Source organism: Leisingera sp. ANG-Vp (assembly GCF_000813725.1).
In the GTDB taxonomy this organism is placed as follows: domain Bacteria; phylum Pseudomonadota; class Alphaproteobacteria; order Rhodobacterales; family Rhodobacteraceae; genus Leisingera.
In genome coordinates this window covers 1-13624 of the sequence record NZ_JWLD01000025.1, presented here as the reverse complement: position 1 = coordinate 13624, position 13624 = coordinate 1, and the positions used below count along the sequence as shown (strand labels likewise).

14 protein-coding genes are annotated in these 13624 nt (G+C 62.5%); 8 read left to right on the top strand and 6 right to left on the bottom strand.

The genetic code is table 11. The features are described from left to right. Positions 1-3: 3 nt before the first annotated feature. Complete coding sequence (locus RA20_RS09570; RefSeq protein WP_039127415.1) at positions 4-690, bottom strand: haloacid dehalogenase type II; 687 nt, start codon at positions 688-690, stop codon at positions 4-6. A 138-nt stretch (positions 691-828) separates the two neighbouring features. On the opposite strand from RA20_RS09570, the gene RA20_RS09565 reads away from it, so the two are divergent. After that, complete coding sequence (locus RA20_RS09565; RefSeq protein WP_052248918.1) at positions 829-1299, top strand: FKBP-type peptidyl-prolyl cis-trans isomerase; 471 nt, start codon at positions 829-831, stop codon at positions 1297-1299. A 246-nt stretch (positions 1300-1545) separates the two neighbouring features. Here RA20_RS09565 and RA20_RS09560 read toward each other — a convergent pair whose 3' ends face one another. After that, positions 1546-2337 carry an enoyl-ACP reductase FabI gene (locus RA20_RS09560; protein ID WP_039127410.1) on the bottom strand — a complete coding sequence of 264 codons (792 nt, stop codon included), beginning with the start codon at positions 2335-2337 and terminating at the stop codon, positions 1546-1548. A gap of 6 nt (positions 2338-2343) precedes the next feature. Further along, positions 2344-3573, bottom strand: coding sequence for a beta-ketoacyl-ACP synthase I (gene fabB, locus RA20_RS09555; RefSeq protein WP_039127408.1), 1230 nt, complete (start codon positions 3571-3573; stop codon positions 2344-2346). A gap of 243 nt (positions 3574-3816) precedes the next feature. Between fabB and RA20_RS09550 the strand changes: the two genes are divergently transcribed. Beyond that, complete coding sequence (locus RA20_RS09550) at positions 3817-4656, top strand: DUF2189 domain-containing protein (RefSeq protein ID WP_039127405.1); 840 nt, start codon at positions 3817-3819, stop codon at positions 4654-4656. Between the two features lie 75 nt (positions 4657-4731). Here RA20_RS09550 and fabA read toward each other — a convergent pair whose 3' ends face one another. After that, complete coding sequence (fabA, locus tag RA20_RS09545) at positions 4732-5241, bottom strand: bifunctional 3-hydroxydecanoyl-ACP dehydratase/trans-2-decenoyl-ACP isomerase (RefSeq protein WP_039127596.1); 510 nt, start codon at positions 5239-5241, stop codon at positions 4732-4734. Between the two features lie 214 nt (positions 5242-5455). On the opposite strand from fabA, the gene irrA reads away from it, so the two are divergent. Next, positions 5456-5872, top strand: coding sequence for an iron response transcriptional regulator IrrA (irrA, locus tag RA20_RS09540; RefSeq protein ID WP_039127594.1), 417 nt, complete (start codon positions 5456-5458; stop codon positions 5870-5872). On the opposite strand, the gene RA20_RS09535 is transcribed toward irrA, so the two are convergent. Continuing rightward, positions 5837-6769, bottom strand: coding sequence for a LysR family transcriptional regulator (locus RA20_RS09535; protein ID WP_039127403.1), 933 nt, complete (start codon positions 6767-6769; stop codon positions 5837-5839). The genes irrA and RA20_RS09535 overlap by 36 nt on opposite strands. Positions 6770-6868: 99 nt before the next feature. Here RA20_RS09535 and RA20_RS09530 point away from each other — a divergent pair, with 99 nt between their 5' ends. Further along, positions 6869-7669 carry a phytanoyl-CoA dioxygenase family protein gene (locus RA20_RS09530; RefSeq protein ID WP_039127591.1) on the top strand — a complete coding sequence of 267 codons (801 nt, stop codon included), beginning with the start codon at positions 6869-6871 and terminating at the stop codon, positions 7667-7669. 97 nt (positions 7670-7766) lie between these two features. Here the strand turns inward: RA20_RS09530 and RA20_RS09525 are convergent, their stop codons facing one another. Further along, positions 7767-8807 (bottom strand): radical SAM protein, encoded by a 1041-nt coding sequence (locus RA20_RS09525; RefSeq protein ID WP_039127402.1) that lies wholly within the window; start codon positions 8805-8807, stop codon positions 7767-7769. Positions 8808-9222: 415 nt separating this feature from the next. Between RA20_RS09525 and RA20_RS09520 the strand changes: the two genes are divergently transcribed. The 4 genes from RA20_RS09520 (at position 9223) to RA20_RS09505 (ending at position 13291) form a co-directional block, all read left to right on the top strand. Continuing rightward, entirely contained in the window at positions 9223-10638 is a 1416-nt protein-coding gene (locus tag RA20_RS09520; RefSeq protein ID WP_039127400.1) for a methyl-accepting chemotaxis protein, read from the top strand. Between the two features lie 99 nt (positions 10639-10737). Beyond that, positions 10738-11493: a 5-oxoprolinase subunit B family protein gene (locus tag RA20_RS09515; protein WP_039127397.1), complete on the top strand. Its 756-nt coding sequence runs from the start codon at positions 10738-10740 to the stop codon at positions 11491-11493. Next, on the top strand, positions 11490-12521 hold the full coding sequence (locus RA20_RS09510) for a 5-oxoprolinase subunit C family protein (protein ID WP_039127394.1): 1032 nt from the start codon (positions 11490-11492) through the stop codon (positions 12519-12521). Before RA20_RS09515 ends, RA20_RS09510 begins: the two co-directional genes overlap by 4 nt. Beyond that, positions 12518-13291, top strand: coding sequence for a LamB/YcsF family protein (locus RA20_RS09505; protein WP_039127390.1), 774 nt, complete (start codon positions 12518-12520; stop codon positions 13289-13291). Before RA20_RS09510 ends, RA20_RS09505 begins: the two co-directional genes overlap by 4 nt. The last annotated feature ends 333 nt before the right edge of the window (positions 13292-13624 follow it).

Here is a 13624-nt window from a genome sequence, read left to right as displayed (position 1 = left end):
TGTTCAGCCCTTGGCGAGATCAGGAATGGTGGTCAGGTCCGGCAGGATGTGCGCCGGTTTCCAAGGCAGCCGGTCCACAGGCTCGCCGGCGCGGTTTACCCAGGCGGTGACAAAGCCGTAGCCCGAGGCGCCGGCCGCATCCCAGCCGTTGGACGAAACGAACAGCACCTCCTCCTTAGCGCAGCCAAACCGCTTGCCGACCAGATCGTAGACGCGGCTGTCCGGCTTGAAGATGCCGACACTCTCCACCGACAGAACATCGTCCAGAACATCGCTAAGCCCGGCAGATTGCACCGCTCCGTCCAGCATCGCGGGCGAGCCATTTGACAAGATCGCAGTGTTCATGCCCGCCGCTTTCAGCGCCTTCAGCATCGCGGGCACTTCCGGATAAGCCTGCAGCTCCCAATAAAGATCCAGCAGCCGCTGGCGCAAGGCTGCGTCGCCTGCCAGCCCGGTGGCTTCCATGGCCCAGTCCAGCCCGTCCTGGGTCACATCCCAGAAGTCCGCGTGGGCCTGGGTGATTGCCCGCAGCCAGGTGTATTGCAGCTGTTTCAGACGCCAGTGGTTGGCAAGTTCCGCCCAGTTGTCCTGAAGATGCGGGAACTCCGGTTCGCCTGCGGCCTGCCGCGCGGCGGCGGCCACATCGAACAGGGTTCCATAAGCGTCAAAGATGCAGGTGGTGATCGGCATGGTGTCCTCCCCTGGCGGGAGAGTTGCATGAAGGGCAGGGCCGGCAAAGCGGATAATTGTACCCCTTACGGGTTTACATCGCAGCGTCACACCTTAGGCTGCGCGGCTTTGGTAACCCTCATCTGGACTGGAGATCCCATGACCGAGGTCAAGAACGGCGACACCGTGCGCATCCATTACACAGGCAAGCTGACGGATGGCACTGTCTTCGACAGTTCCGAGGGGCGCGACCCGCTGGAATTCACTGTCGGCGCCGGCCAGGTGATTGCCGGCATGGATGCAGGCCTTGAAGGCATGGCCGTGGGCGAAATCAAGACACTCAACATCCCCTGTGCCGAGGCTTATGGCCCGATCAATCCGGCCGCCCGCCAGGAAATCCCGCGCGAGGGTATCCCTGCCGATATCCCGCTGGACCTTGGCACCCAGCTGCAGATGCAAAGCCCGGAAGGCCACGTGCTGCCCGTGACCGTGGTGGAAGTCAGCGAAGAAACCGTAACCTTGGATGCCAACCACTTCCTGGCGGGCAAGGATCTGGTGTTCGATATCGAGCTGGTTTCGGTCAACGCTCCGGCCGCAGAAAAAGAAGAGGGCGGCTGCGGCTGCTGCTAAAGGCAAGGTAAAGCCTCCCGCGCCCGCAGATCCCTCCAGCTGTGCTGGAGCGATACTTGGCGGCCTTGGGCGTGGCACCGCGCATGGCGCGGTGCCACGCCCAACGGGAGCCGGCTTCGCAGAAAGCCTGGCGACGGGCGGGAGCTCTTCCAGAATGGATTTCAGGAAACCGCTGCAGCCGGGCAGCGGGGTAAAAAAAGGCGCCCGGAGGGGCGCCTTTCGTGCTTCGGCGTGCGAGGCTGTCTGTTACAGGTGATCCGGCTGCGGCATGCCCAGCACGTGGAAGCCGCCGTCCACGCGGATGATCTCGCCTGTGGTGCAGGCACCCGCGTCAGATGCCAGATAAACCGCTGTGCCGCCAACGGCTTCGAGCGTCGCATTGGAACGCAGCGGTGCGTTCTGGTCGGTGTGCTTGAAGGTCTTGCGTGCACCGCCGATGGCGGCGCCGGCCAGGGTCTTCATCGGACCTGGCGAGATGGCGTTCACCCGGATGCCCTCAGGGCCCAGATCGTTGGCCAGGTAGCGGGTGGCCGATTCCAATGCTGCCTTGGCAACACCCATCACATTGTAGTTCGGCACCACCTGGTTCGAGCCCTGATAGGTCAGGGTCAGCAGGGTGCCCCCGTTCTCCTGCATCAGCGGATGCGCACGGCGCGCCACTTCGATGAAGGAATAGGCCGAGATATCCAGCGAGTTCTTGAAGTTCGCGCGTGTGGTATCCAGGAACCGCCCGGTCAGCTCGTTCTTGTCCGAATAGGCAATCGCATGGACCACGAAGTCGATCGACGGCCACCGGCCCGCCAGCTGCTCAAACGCCGCATCCAGCGAGGCGTCGTCGGTCACATCCACATCGACCATGAAGTCCGACCCGACGCTCTGCGCCAGCGGTTCCAGCCGCTTGCCGAAGGCTTCGCCCTGGTAGGTAAAGGCCAGCTCGGCCCCGGCCTCCGCCATGGCCTTGGCAATGCCCCACGCGATGGAGCGGTCATTGGCCACGCCCATAATCAGGCCGCGTTTGCCTGTCAGCAGTCCCGCCATCGTCACTTATCCCTTGTATTTGCTCAGAACCATCGAGCCGTTGGTGCCGCCAAAGCCGAAGCTGTTGGTCATCACCGAATCCAGACCGGCATTTTCCACCAGGTCCGTGGCGATCTCGCCTGGCAGGATGCCTTCGGCGAGGGCCTCTACATTGATCGACGGGGTAATGAAATCATTGTCCAGCATCAGCAGGCAGAAAATCGCCTCTAGCGCGCCGGCTGCGCCCTGGGCATGGCCGGTCATCGATTTGGTCGAGGAGATCGGCGGCACCTTGCCTTCGCCGAACACACGGCGGGCGGCCTCAACTTCACCGACGTCACCGACCGGGGTCGAAGTGCCGTGCGCGTTGATGTAATCCACCTTGCGGCCTTCGGGCAGGGTGGACAGTGCCAGGCGCATTGCCCGCTCGCCGCCCTCGCCGGACGGTGCCACCATGTCGTGGCCATCCGAGGTCGCAGCAAAACCAGTCACTTCCGCGTAAATCTTGGCACCGCGGGCCAGCGCGTGGTCCAGGTCTTCCAGCACCACGATGCCGCCGCCGCCCGAGATCACGAACCCGTCGCGGTCCTGGTCAAAGGCGCGCGAGGCCTTCTCCGGATCATCGTTCTTCTTCGAGGACATCGCGCCCATGGCGTCAAACAGGCACGACAGGGTCCAGTCCAGCTCCTCGCCGCCGCCGGCGAACATCACGTCCTGCTTGCCCATCATGATCTGCTCCGCCGCATTGCCGATGCAGTGCAGCGAGGTCGAGCAGGCCGAGGTGATCGAGTAGTTGATGCCTTTGATCTTGAAGGCGGTCGCCAGGTTGGCGGAGATCGTCGAGGACATGCACTTCGGCACCGCAAAGGGGCCGATCCGCTTAGTCGCGCCGGTCTTGGCCACCACCTGGTGCGCAGCCAGCATGGCAGAAGTCGACGGGCCGCCGGAACCGGCCACCAGGCCGGTGCGCTCGTTCACCACCTGATCCTCAGAGAGGCCTGCGTCGGCAATCGCCTGGCTCATGGCGATATGGGCATAGGCCGCACCAGGGCCCATGAAGCGCAGGGTGCGCTTGTCCACATGTTCCGCCGTGTCGATCTTGAGCGTGCCGGCCACCTGGCTGCGGAAGCCATGCTCGGTCATCTCCGGGCTGGCAACGATGCCGGATTTGCCGGCTTTCAGCGAGGCGGTGACCTCTTCGGCATTGTTCCCGATGGAGGAGACGATCCCCAGACCGGTGACGACGACACGACGCATACGTGCACTCCCTTGTTTGCTTAAGCCTTACTAGGCTTTGAGGGGGTGAGGTGCAAGATGGGTTGACCTAAGGGCGGCTGCGGTGAGGGGTTCCGTCCGGTTTGCGGGTCTTGGCGGCAATACTCCCCTTGTCGGTGTGCCGCGTCTGATGCAAACTTGTATGCGGAGGCGCGATGTCTGTTTTTCCGCTGGGCCTGTCGGCAGAGGGTCCAGTTTGTGGCCATGCTTTGGGAGGAGCGTGTCATGACATCCAAGACCGAAGGATCCACACCGCCGAAAAAGCTGACACCGCCGAGGCCGGCAACTCTGCAGGTCAACAAGCTGACTGCCGGTGATATCACCGCATCACTGAAGGCCGGATTTTCCGACTTTCTGGCGCGCCCATTGCTGAGCGGCTTCTTCGGTTTGTTCTACGCGGTTTTCGGAATCCTGTTTGTTTGGTGCCTGGTCTGGCTCGGAAAGATCTGGATGATCATTCCCGCCGCTGTCGGTTTTCCTTTGGTCGCACCTTTTGCCGCCGCCGGGCTTTATGAGATGTCCCGCCGGTTGCAGAAGGGAGAGAGTTTCGGCTGGTACGAAATTCTCACCGTCATGGCCAATCAGCGCAAGCGGGAGATGGGCTGGATGGCCTTTGTCACCCTGTTCATTTTCTGGGTATGGCTTTACCAGGTCCGGCTTTGGCTTGCGATCATTCTGCAGAATGCATCCTTCTCGGATTTCGACGGTTTTCTGCACACTGTATTCTTCACACCGCAGGGCTGGACTTTCCTTGTGATCGGCACCTGCGTAGGTGCCTTTCTGTCGGCTGTCATGTTCTCGGTGACCGTTGTCGCCATGCCTATGCTGCTCGACCGGGAAACCAATTTCGTGTCCGCCATGCTGACGTCTATCCGTGTCGTGACGGAAAACCCGGTGGTCATGCTGTCTTGGGCGGCGATCATCTCGGCCGCTGTCTTGGTATCGCTTGTTCCGGCGTTTCTTGGCTTGATCTTTACCCTGCCGATCCTTGGCCACACGACATGGCATCTCTACCAGCGGGCGGTGCCGCCGGCGGAGGGCGAAACTGTCCGGCCAGAGCATTAAACAGTTGCTTGTTGAAACAAAAAAAGAGGCCGTGCGGCCTCTTTCTGATCTTGCTTGGCCCTTAAAGGCCGGGGCTTAGCTCTCGCTGAGCGCCACTTTCATGTCCTTGACCTGGTAGATCACTTCGCCGTCGGCTTCGACGATGCCGTCCGCGACGCCCATGGTCAGGCGGCGGGTTTGAATGGCTTTGGTGAAGTTGATGCGGTAGGTCAGCATCTTGCGGTCCGGGCGGACCATGCCGGTGAGCTTCACTTCGCCCACACCCAGCGCATAGCCGCGGCCTTGCCAGCCGCGCCAGCCCAGGTTGAAGCCGGTCAGCTGCCACAGGCCGTCCAGGCCCAGGCAGCCGGGCATGATCGGGTTGCCGGGGAAGTGGCAGTCAAAGAACCACAGGTCCGGAGTGATGTCGAATTCGGCAATCACATGGCCCTTGCCATGCTCGCCGCCATCGCCGGAAATCTCGGTGATCCGGTCCATCATCAGCATCGGCGGCGCCGGCAGCTGGGCGTTGCCCGGCCCAAACAGCTCGCCCCGCGCGCATTTCAGCAAATCGTCCTTGTCAAAGCTGCTGGGGTAATCGGCCATCCGGCGCATCTCCTGCCTGAGGTTCGTGTCTGTATATCTGAAACCCTGTAACACCGGGCCGAAGGGTCCCGCAAGGGTACCCTGCGTCACTTCCTGCGCTGAATGTGCCACAGATGCACCGGAAAATGTGCACCAGCTGCGAATGAATTTCATTTGAAAAACCCGGGGTGTTGCTCCTATATATACGGTCAGCAACGCGATGCAGGACCTGCTCATGACGCCAAACAGCGAACAAGTAGCCACACGCTGGCTGACAGAGGCCGGGCTGAGACCCACCCGGCAGCGGGTGGCGCTTGCCGAATTGCTGGTCGGCGACGGCAAACACCGCCACATCACCGCCGAAAGCCTGTTCGAATCCGCCAAGAAAAACGGGGCTGCGGTGTCGCTGGCCACCGTCTACAACACGCTGCGCGCATTCTGCGATGCCGGTGTGCTGCAGGAAATCCCGCTGGACGGCTCCAAGAGCTATTTCGACACCAACACCCACGACCACCCCCATTTCTTCTGGGAAGACGAGGGCCGTGTCAGCGACGCGCCGGCGCAGGACCTGGTGATTCACAAGCTGCCGGAAGCGCCTGAAGGCATGGAAATCGCTTCAGTCGACGTGGTGATCCGCCTGCGCAAGGTCTGACCCGCCGGCACTCAAAACATTCCGCAGAATCTCATGTGCCTGGAAGGCTGGGGAGGCCCCGGGCAGCTGCGCATGGGCGGCGAGAATCACCGGCTCTGAAGCTGCCGGATCGGTGACCGGCACCGCACGCAGGGGTTTGCCGTCATAGCTCATCCCGCCGGGCGGCAGGCTGTAACTGATGCCAACCCCCTCGCCATTGGCTGCCAGGCTGCGCAATAGCTCAAGCGAATCCGCCCGGTGTGCGATCCGCGGCACCAGCCCGTGCGTCTTGAACAGCCCCAGCATGTGCTGCAGCGACATGCCTTCCTGTGAGAGGACAAGAGGGTATTGCGTGAGCTCCTCGAGGGTGATGCCGCTTCGCTTTGCCAGCGGATGCTCCGGCGGCACCAGTGCATGCGGGACGTACCGGCCGAGTTCGGCCCGGCTGAAACCGGCATCCAGCCCCAGGTCATAGGTGATGGCCAGATCTGCCTCGCCGCCTGTCAACGCGGCGATCAAGGGCTCGAACCCGCAGGCGCGATGGCTGATTTCAACGTCCGGCAGAGCTTCGCGCAGGGCTTTGAGCGCTGGCGCAAGCAGGAACGGAGCGAGGTCCGCGAAACACGCCAGAACCAGCTGTTGCTGTCCAGCTCCTGCACCTTTGGGATCTTCCAGCTGCGCGGCCTGCTCCAGCAGCGCCTGTGCCTTCTCAGCAAACAGCCGCCCTTGCGGCGTCAGCGCCAAGGCGGCGCCGCGGCGGCGCAGGAACAGCGGGTGGCCCAGATGGTCCTCGATCCGGCTGAGCGCTGCCGACAGGGCTGGCTGGCTGACATGCACAGCCTCGGCCGCGGCGGACAGGCTGCCATGCCGTGCAACGGCGCAGATGTATTCGTAGTGGCGCAGGGTGAGGTATAACATGAGATGAAGGGTATATTAGAAAGATATGATTTGAAACTATGTCTTTGCCGCGGCAGGAAGGACGCATCAGAAATGCATCATTCAGCAGCGGAGGCAGAAATGGTCCACCCCTTAATCACCCAGGAACATGTCGAGCAGTTCCAGCGCGATGGCGTCGTGCTGATCCGGGGCCTGTTTGCGGATCAGGTCGAATTGCTGCGCAACGGCGTTGCAGCGAATATGGAAAAGCCGGGGCCTTATGCTTCGGAAAACAAGAAGGAAGGCCAGACCGGCCGCTTCTTTGACGACTACTGCAACTGGACCCGGATCCCTGAGTTTCAGCAGGCCATCGAGCAGTCGCCGGTTGCCGAAGTTGCAGCCGATCTGATGAAGTCTTCTTCGGTGCAGATGTTCCACGACCACGTGCTGGTCAAGGAGCCGGGCACCTCGATGCCGACGCCGTGGCACCAGGACGGGCCCTATTACTTTGTTGAAGGCCAGCAGACCATCAGCTTCTGGTCGCCGCTGGACGAGGTGAAGGAAGCTGCGCTGCGCTGCGTGGCGGGCTCGCATAAATGGGAGAAGGAAGTGCTGCCGACCCGCTGGGTGTCAGAGGAGGATTTCTTCCCGGATGAGGGCCAGTACATGGCGGTTCCGGACCCGGATGCCGAGGACGGCATGACTGTGCTGGAGTACGAAATGCAGCCGGGCGATGCGGTGGCCTTCAACTACAAGATCCTGCATGGCGCCCGGGGCAATACCTCAGCCTCGCGCCGCCGCGCGTTCTCGCTGCGTCTGGTCGGAGATGATGCGCGCTATGTGGAGCGCCCGGGCCGCACCTCGCCGCCGTTCCCGGGCCACGATATGCAGCCCGGCCAGCGCCTGCGCGAAGACTGGTTCCCGGTGCTGCTGCAGCGGTAAGGGAGGAGGGGGCTTTGCCCCCTCAGGCCTGACGGCCTTCACCCCCAGGGTATTGGGGACCAGAAAGAAGCGGAAGCGTGCAGCCTGGGCTGCGCGCTTATTTTTTCAGATCGCGGCGGATGCCCATGTTCTCGGCGTTGGAGAAGGAGCAGGTCTTGCAGATGCCGAACTGCTTGAGGAAGCCGCGTTTGCGGGCGCGGGCGGCTTCGTCCGAGCGGTAGGCTGCGAGAAAGCCGTCCTTTTCGACGTTGGGCAGCTGGATCACCTGGTCGTAGTCGATGCAGCACAGGCCAAGGTCGCCGTTCCAGAACACCACCGACTGGAACAGCGGCACTGTGCACATGGCGTGGCTGGTGTGGCGCGGATGGCGGCGGAGTTCCTTCTGGCGCGGCAGGAAATGGGCAAACTCGCGCTTCTGGTCGGCCGAAGTGTAAGAGCCGATCGAGAAGGTCTTGAAGCGCACCCGGTCGAAGCCAGCGTCCTTGGCCCAGGCCTCCATCTCGTCCATCTGCGGCTCGGAATAGCTGGTGAGCAGCGTCTGCAGCACGGTGACCGGCGACTTGGAGCCGATCTCCTTTTTGATGGTCAGGAACTCTTCGATGCTGGCCTTCACCTTGTCGAAATCGGAATTGACCCGGTAGGTTTCCTGAGCCTCTTTTGAAAAACCGTCCATGCAGAGGTTGACCCGCGCCAGGCCGGAGCGGATCAGCCGTTCGCTCATTTCGGGCGTCAGGCGGGTGGCGTTGGTCGACAGGTAGGTGTCATGTCCGTTTTCATGAGCATATTCGATGAAATCCGGCAGGTCCTTGTGCAGGGTCGGTTCGCCCGAGAAGCTAAAGTAGATCGCAGGCTTTTCCCGCTGGTCCTTGAAGTCGTCGATGATCTTGCGGAACACATTAGGTTTCATCATGCCGCGCTTGCGCTGCATGGCAAAGGTCACGGGGCAAACCGGGCAGCGCAGGTTGCAGCTGTTGGTGGCGTCGATGATGATGATCTTGGGCGGACGCTTGAAATAGGCCAGCGGCAGGAAGCGGGCCAGGAAGTGCAGGGCGCGCTCATGCAGGCCGGGCGGATTTTCGGGCAGGTCTGGCTGCGCGGTCTCCGGACGGAGGTCCGGCGCGGGGGCGAGATCTTTCATTCAGGGTCTCCGAAAGGTGCTCTTGGGAAATACCTTAAAGGCCTGGCGCGCGCTGGCAAGCGTTTGCGCTGTAACGGCCTGTGAGCTTTACGTGATGTTCCTGAAGGGAAATTCAAGACACGCAGGATGCTGGGTGCGGCTGCGACCCGGATCTGCCAGCTTCCTAGGTGTTTCAATATCCTGCTGCAGGTCCGCATGCTCAACCTGGTTAGAGGCTCCCTGGGGGCTGGAACGGCGCTGAATCAGGCCCGGATATATGGGCGCTGGCCGTTAGGCGGAAGAAGGCGGGTTCATCCGGCATTAACGCAGTTGAACCGGAGCGGGCGGGACCTCAGCCGGATTAACAATTTTCTGTTGGTTTCACGGTACTCCGATGGCGTCTTTCAAAGAATCACAGACGCGCGGAGTATTCTCATTGTTTTTCAAGACCAAGAAGGCCAAGCCCGCCGCCCAGGATGACGGGGCCAAACTGATGGCCAGTGTGGTGGACCGCACCCAGGCAGTGGTCCAGTTCAAGCCGGATGGCACAATTCTGGCGGCAAACGGAAATTTTCTTGCGGTAATGGGGTACCGGCTGGAGGAGGTTGTTGACCGGAACTACGCGATGTTTGCGGGTAGTGAAGTTGCTGCAAGCGCGGAATACAAGGCGTTCTGGCAGGATCTTGCAAATGGCGAAGTGGTTCGCGGCCAGTTTCCGCGGCGGGCGAAGGACGGCGCCACAGTGTGGCTTCAGGTGGCCTATGCGCCGGTGAAAGGGGCGGATGGCGCGATTGATCGGGTTGTAGCTGTGGCCACCGATGTCACCGTGCGCCGCCAGGGTCTGCAGGAAATTGCCAAGGGGCTGGATGCAATGAGCCAGGGCGACCTGGGCGCCCGCGTCAAACTGTCGGATCAGCCCGATATTGGCGCGCTGGGTGAGGCTTTTAACCGCTCGGCTGAGCAGCTGGAAACTGCTATGGGTTCAGTAACCCAGGTCTCGGGCGCGGTACAGCGCACGGCGGGCGAGATTTCGAAGTCCGCGGGCGACCTGTCGCAGCGCACTGAAAGCCAGGCGGCGACACTGGAGCAGACGGCCGCCGCCATTGAAGAGCTGACGGAAACGGTTCAGTCCTCGGCGGAGGGTGCGCAAAAGGTGGAGGGCATTGTCATTGAGGCCAAAGCCACTGCCGAGCACAGCGGCAAGGTGGTCAAAGATGCGGTGGAGGCGATGTCGCAGATCGAGACCTCTTCGGAAGAGATTGCCAAGATCATTGGCATGATCGACGACATTGCCTTCCAGACCAACCTGCTGGCGCTGAATGCCGGGGTCGAGGCAGCCCGTGCGGGCGAAGCCGGCCGCGGTTTCGCTGTGGTGGCTTCGGAAGTGCGCGCCTTGGCGCAGCGCTCAGCCGGGGCTGCTGGGGAAATCAAGCAGCTGATTGGCGAAAGCAAACAGCAGGTGGCCAGCGGCGTTGACCTGGTTGGCAAGACCGGCGAGGAGCTTCAGCAAATCATTGAAAGCGTGGGCACAATCTCAACCCACATCAGCCGCATTGCCGCGGGCGCCAAGGAGCAGGCGACGTCGCTTGGTGAAATCAACATGGGTGTCTCGCAGCTGGATCAAGTGACCCAGCAGAATGCAGCGATGGTGGAAGAAACGTCGGCTGCCAGCCGTTTGCTGTCTGCAGATGCCGGCCAGCTGACACAGGAGGTGGCCAAGTTCAAAACCGGCACTCCTCTGGCGTCGGCTCCGGCTGCAGAAGTGGTGCAGTTTCAGGCTCCGGCAGCGCCGGCGGCGGACGGCTTTGGCGCCGCGCCGCTGGCAGCGGCCCACGGCTGGGACGATTTCTGAGGCTTGTGCCGTTCGGGCAGAAGGGATTGCCCGAATTTGATGTGTTGACACTCCCCGTCCGCGCCGCGACGCTGGCGCGCAAAACGACGGGGAGAACACATGACCAGCAGCCAGGAAGCGCCAGCTTATCCGTTGATCCGGCGGGCGGGGCTGAATGGGCTGCTGGTGAGCTTCGCCGGCAGTTTGAGTGAGCCTTCGAACCGGGCAGCGCTGGCCTTCCGCAGTGCGGTGGATGCGCTGGCGCTGGATGGTGTCGCCGAGACAATGGCCTCCTTGGCCTCGGTGTTTGTCCGCTTTGATCCCTCCCTCCTGCCGCACAGTGTTCTGGAGGCCCGGCTGCAGGATCTGCTGACGGCACAGGACTGGTCTCTGGCGGCTTTGCCTGCAGGGCGGCGGTTCTGGCGGGTGCCAACAGTCTATGGCACCGAACTTGCACCGCAGCTGGCGGAGGCCGCAGATGCTGCCGGCATGACCGAAGCGCAGGCCATCGACAGCCTGGGGAGCGCGCGCGTGCGGGTGCTGACGATCGGGTTTGCCCCTGGCCAGCCTTATCTGGGTTCGCTGGGGCCCGAATGGGACCTGCCGCGCCAGACGGGTCTGACCCCAAAGGTGCCGCGCGGTGCTCTGGTGCAGGCGATCCGCCAGTTTGTGCTGTTTGCCACTTCTGCTCCCACCGGCTGGCGCCATGTCGGCCAAACCGGACTAACGCTGTTTGAACCGGAGGCGGCGCATCCCTTTGCTCTGCGCCCCGGGGACGAGATGGTGTTTGAGCCGGTTTCCAAGCCGGATTTCCTGAAGCATTGCCAAGAAGACTCTCGGCGCGGCGGCGCCATCGTCTCGGAGATCGCCGCATGAGCGGTCTGCGGATCCTGCGGATCGGGCCGGCGGCCTCGGTCCAGGACTTGGGCCGCCCCGGGCTGCTGGGGCAGGGGGTCTCCCAAGGCGGTGCGGCAGACCCGCTGGCTCTGGCCGAAGGGGCTGCACTGCTGCGCCAGGATCCCGGTTTTGCGGCCTTGGAAATGGGCGGTATGGGCGGCGAGTTTGAGGCCGCCGGCCCCTTGCGCATTGCCCTGACCGGCGCGCCGATGGCGGCCGCGCTGGATGGCGAGGCGCTGGCCTGGAACGCCTCGCACCGCATGGAAGCGGGGCAGCGGCTGTCAATCGGTGCGGCCCGGTCCGGTGTCTACGGCTATCTGCATCTGGGCGGCGGCATCGCAACAGATCCGCTTCTGGGCGCCCGCGCGGTGCATCTGATGGCGGGGCTGGGGCAGGCGGCAAAAGCCGGAGACTTTCTGCCTGGCGGCCAGGACCAGAACATGGAAACAGGTCTGGCTCTGACAGCGGAGGACCGTTTTCAGGGGGGCGAATTGCGTATCGTCGAAAGTTTCCAAAGCCACCTGTTCCCGGATGAAGTGCGCAGCCGGTTTACGGCCACGGCCTTCAGCCGCGGCAGCCGCGCCAACCGGATGGGGATCGAGATGGTTTCGGACGGCGAGGGCTTTGCCGCCGCGGGCCAGCTCAATATCCTGTCCGAGGTGATCCTGCCAGGCGATGTGCAGATGACCGGCGACGGCAAGCCCTTTGTGCTGCTGCGCGAGTGCCAGACCACCGGCGGCTACCCCCGGATCGGCACGGTGCTGCCCTGCGACCTGCCCAAGGTGGCGCAGGCCCAGGCCGGTGCCGCCTTCCGCTTCCGCTGGATCAGCCTGGAAGAGGGGCTGGAGGCGCAGGCCAAGTCGGATGCTGCGGTGAAGGCGCTTCCGAGCGCTTGCAAACCTTTGCTGCGTGATCCTGCCGCCATCCGCGATTTGCTATCCTATCAATTGATCAGCGGGGCTGTCTCCGCAGATGCAGATCCTTTCGCCACAGGAGAAACCCAATGACCAAATCCGTCGACCTGAACGCAGACATGGGCGAAAGCTTCGGGCCTTGGAACATGGGCGACGATGCGGCACTGCTGGACATTGTCTCTTCAGCCAACATTGCCTGCGGCTTCCATGCGGGCGACCCGGATGTGATGGCAAGGACCATGGCGATGGCGCGGGACAATGGCGTTGGCATCGGCGCCCATCCCGGGTTTCTGGATTTGCAGGGCTTTGGCCGCCGCAAGATGCATGTGCCGCATGGCACGCTGGCCAATATGATCCGGTATCAGCTGGGCGCCGCTCAAGGCATGGCGCAGGCGGCGGGCACCCGGGTCCGGCACCTGAAGCTGCATGGGGCGCTCTCCAACATGGCCTGCGTTGACCACGCAATGGCCCGTGCTTGCTATGAGGCTGCTTTGGACGTCGATCCGGAGATCATCATCATGGTGCTGGCGGCGACCGCCATGGAAGAGGTGGTGCGCGGGCTCGGCTGCAACTGGTGCGGTGAGATTTTTGCCGACCGGGCCTATAACGACGATGGCACGCTTGTTGACCGCTCTCAGCCCGGGGCGGTGATCCATGACCCGGAACTGGCAGGGCCGCGCATCCTGCAGATGGTGCAGGAAGGCGCCATCATCACTGAAAGCGGCAAGCGCATCCCGGCAGCGATCGACACCATCTGCCTGCATGGCGATACCGCCGAGGCCGTGGACCTGGCGCAGTCAGTCCGGAGCAGCCTGACAGCAGGCGGGGTGGAAATCCATCAGTTCCAAGGGCGCAAAGGCTGAGATACCGGCCGCAACAGCGGAAAACCCAGCGGAATCAGCAAGGAGGCCGCAGGAGATTCCCCCTGCTGCGACTCGCTGGCTCCGGCCGCACTTGTGTTCGCTCTGTTGTTGGCCGCAATATCTTGTGCCCCGCTTCAACAAGCCCATTGGAGTGAACTTGAAAGGGCGCCAAGGCAACCAGCTTGCAAACACGCAAGGAGCGTTTTAGACCTGTTCAAGATGCTGTTTTTATTGAGTTTATTTGGGCGGCTGGTAAAAAGTCATGGAAACTTCAAAAAAGGGGTTGCGACTCTCCGGCGCTAAACATAGAACACCCCTCACCGGCGGCGCTGA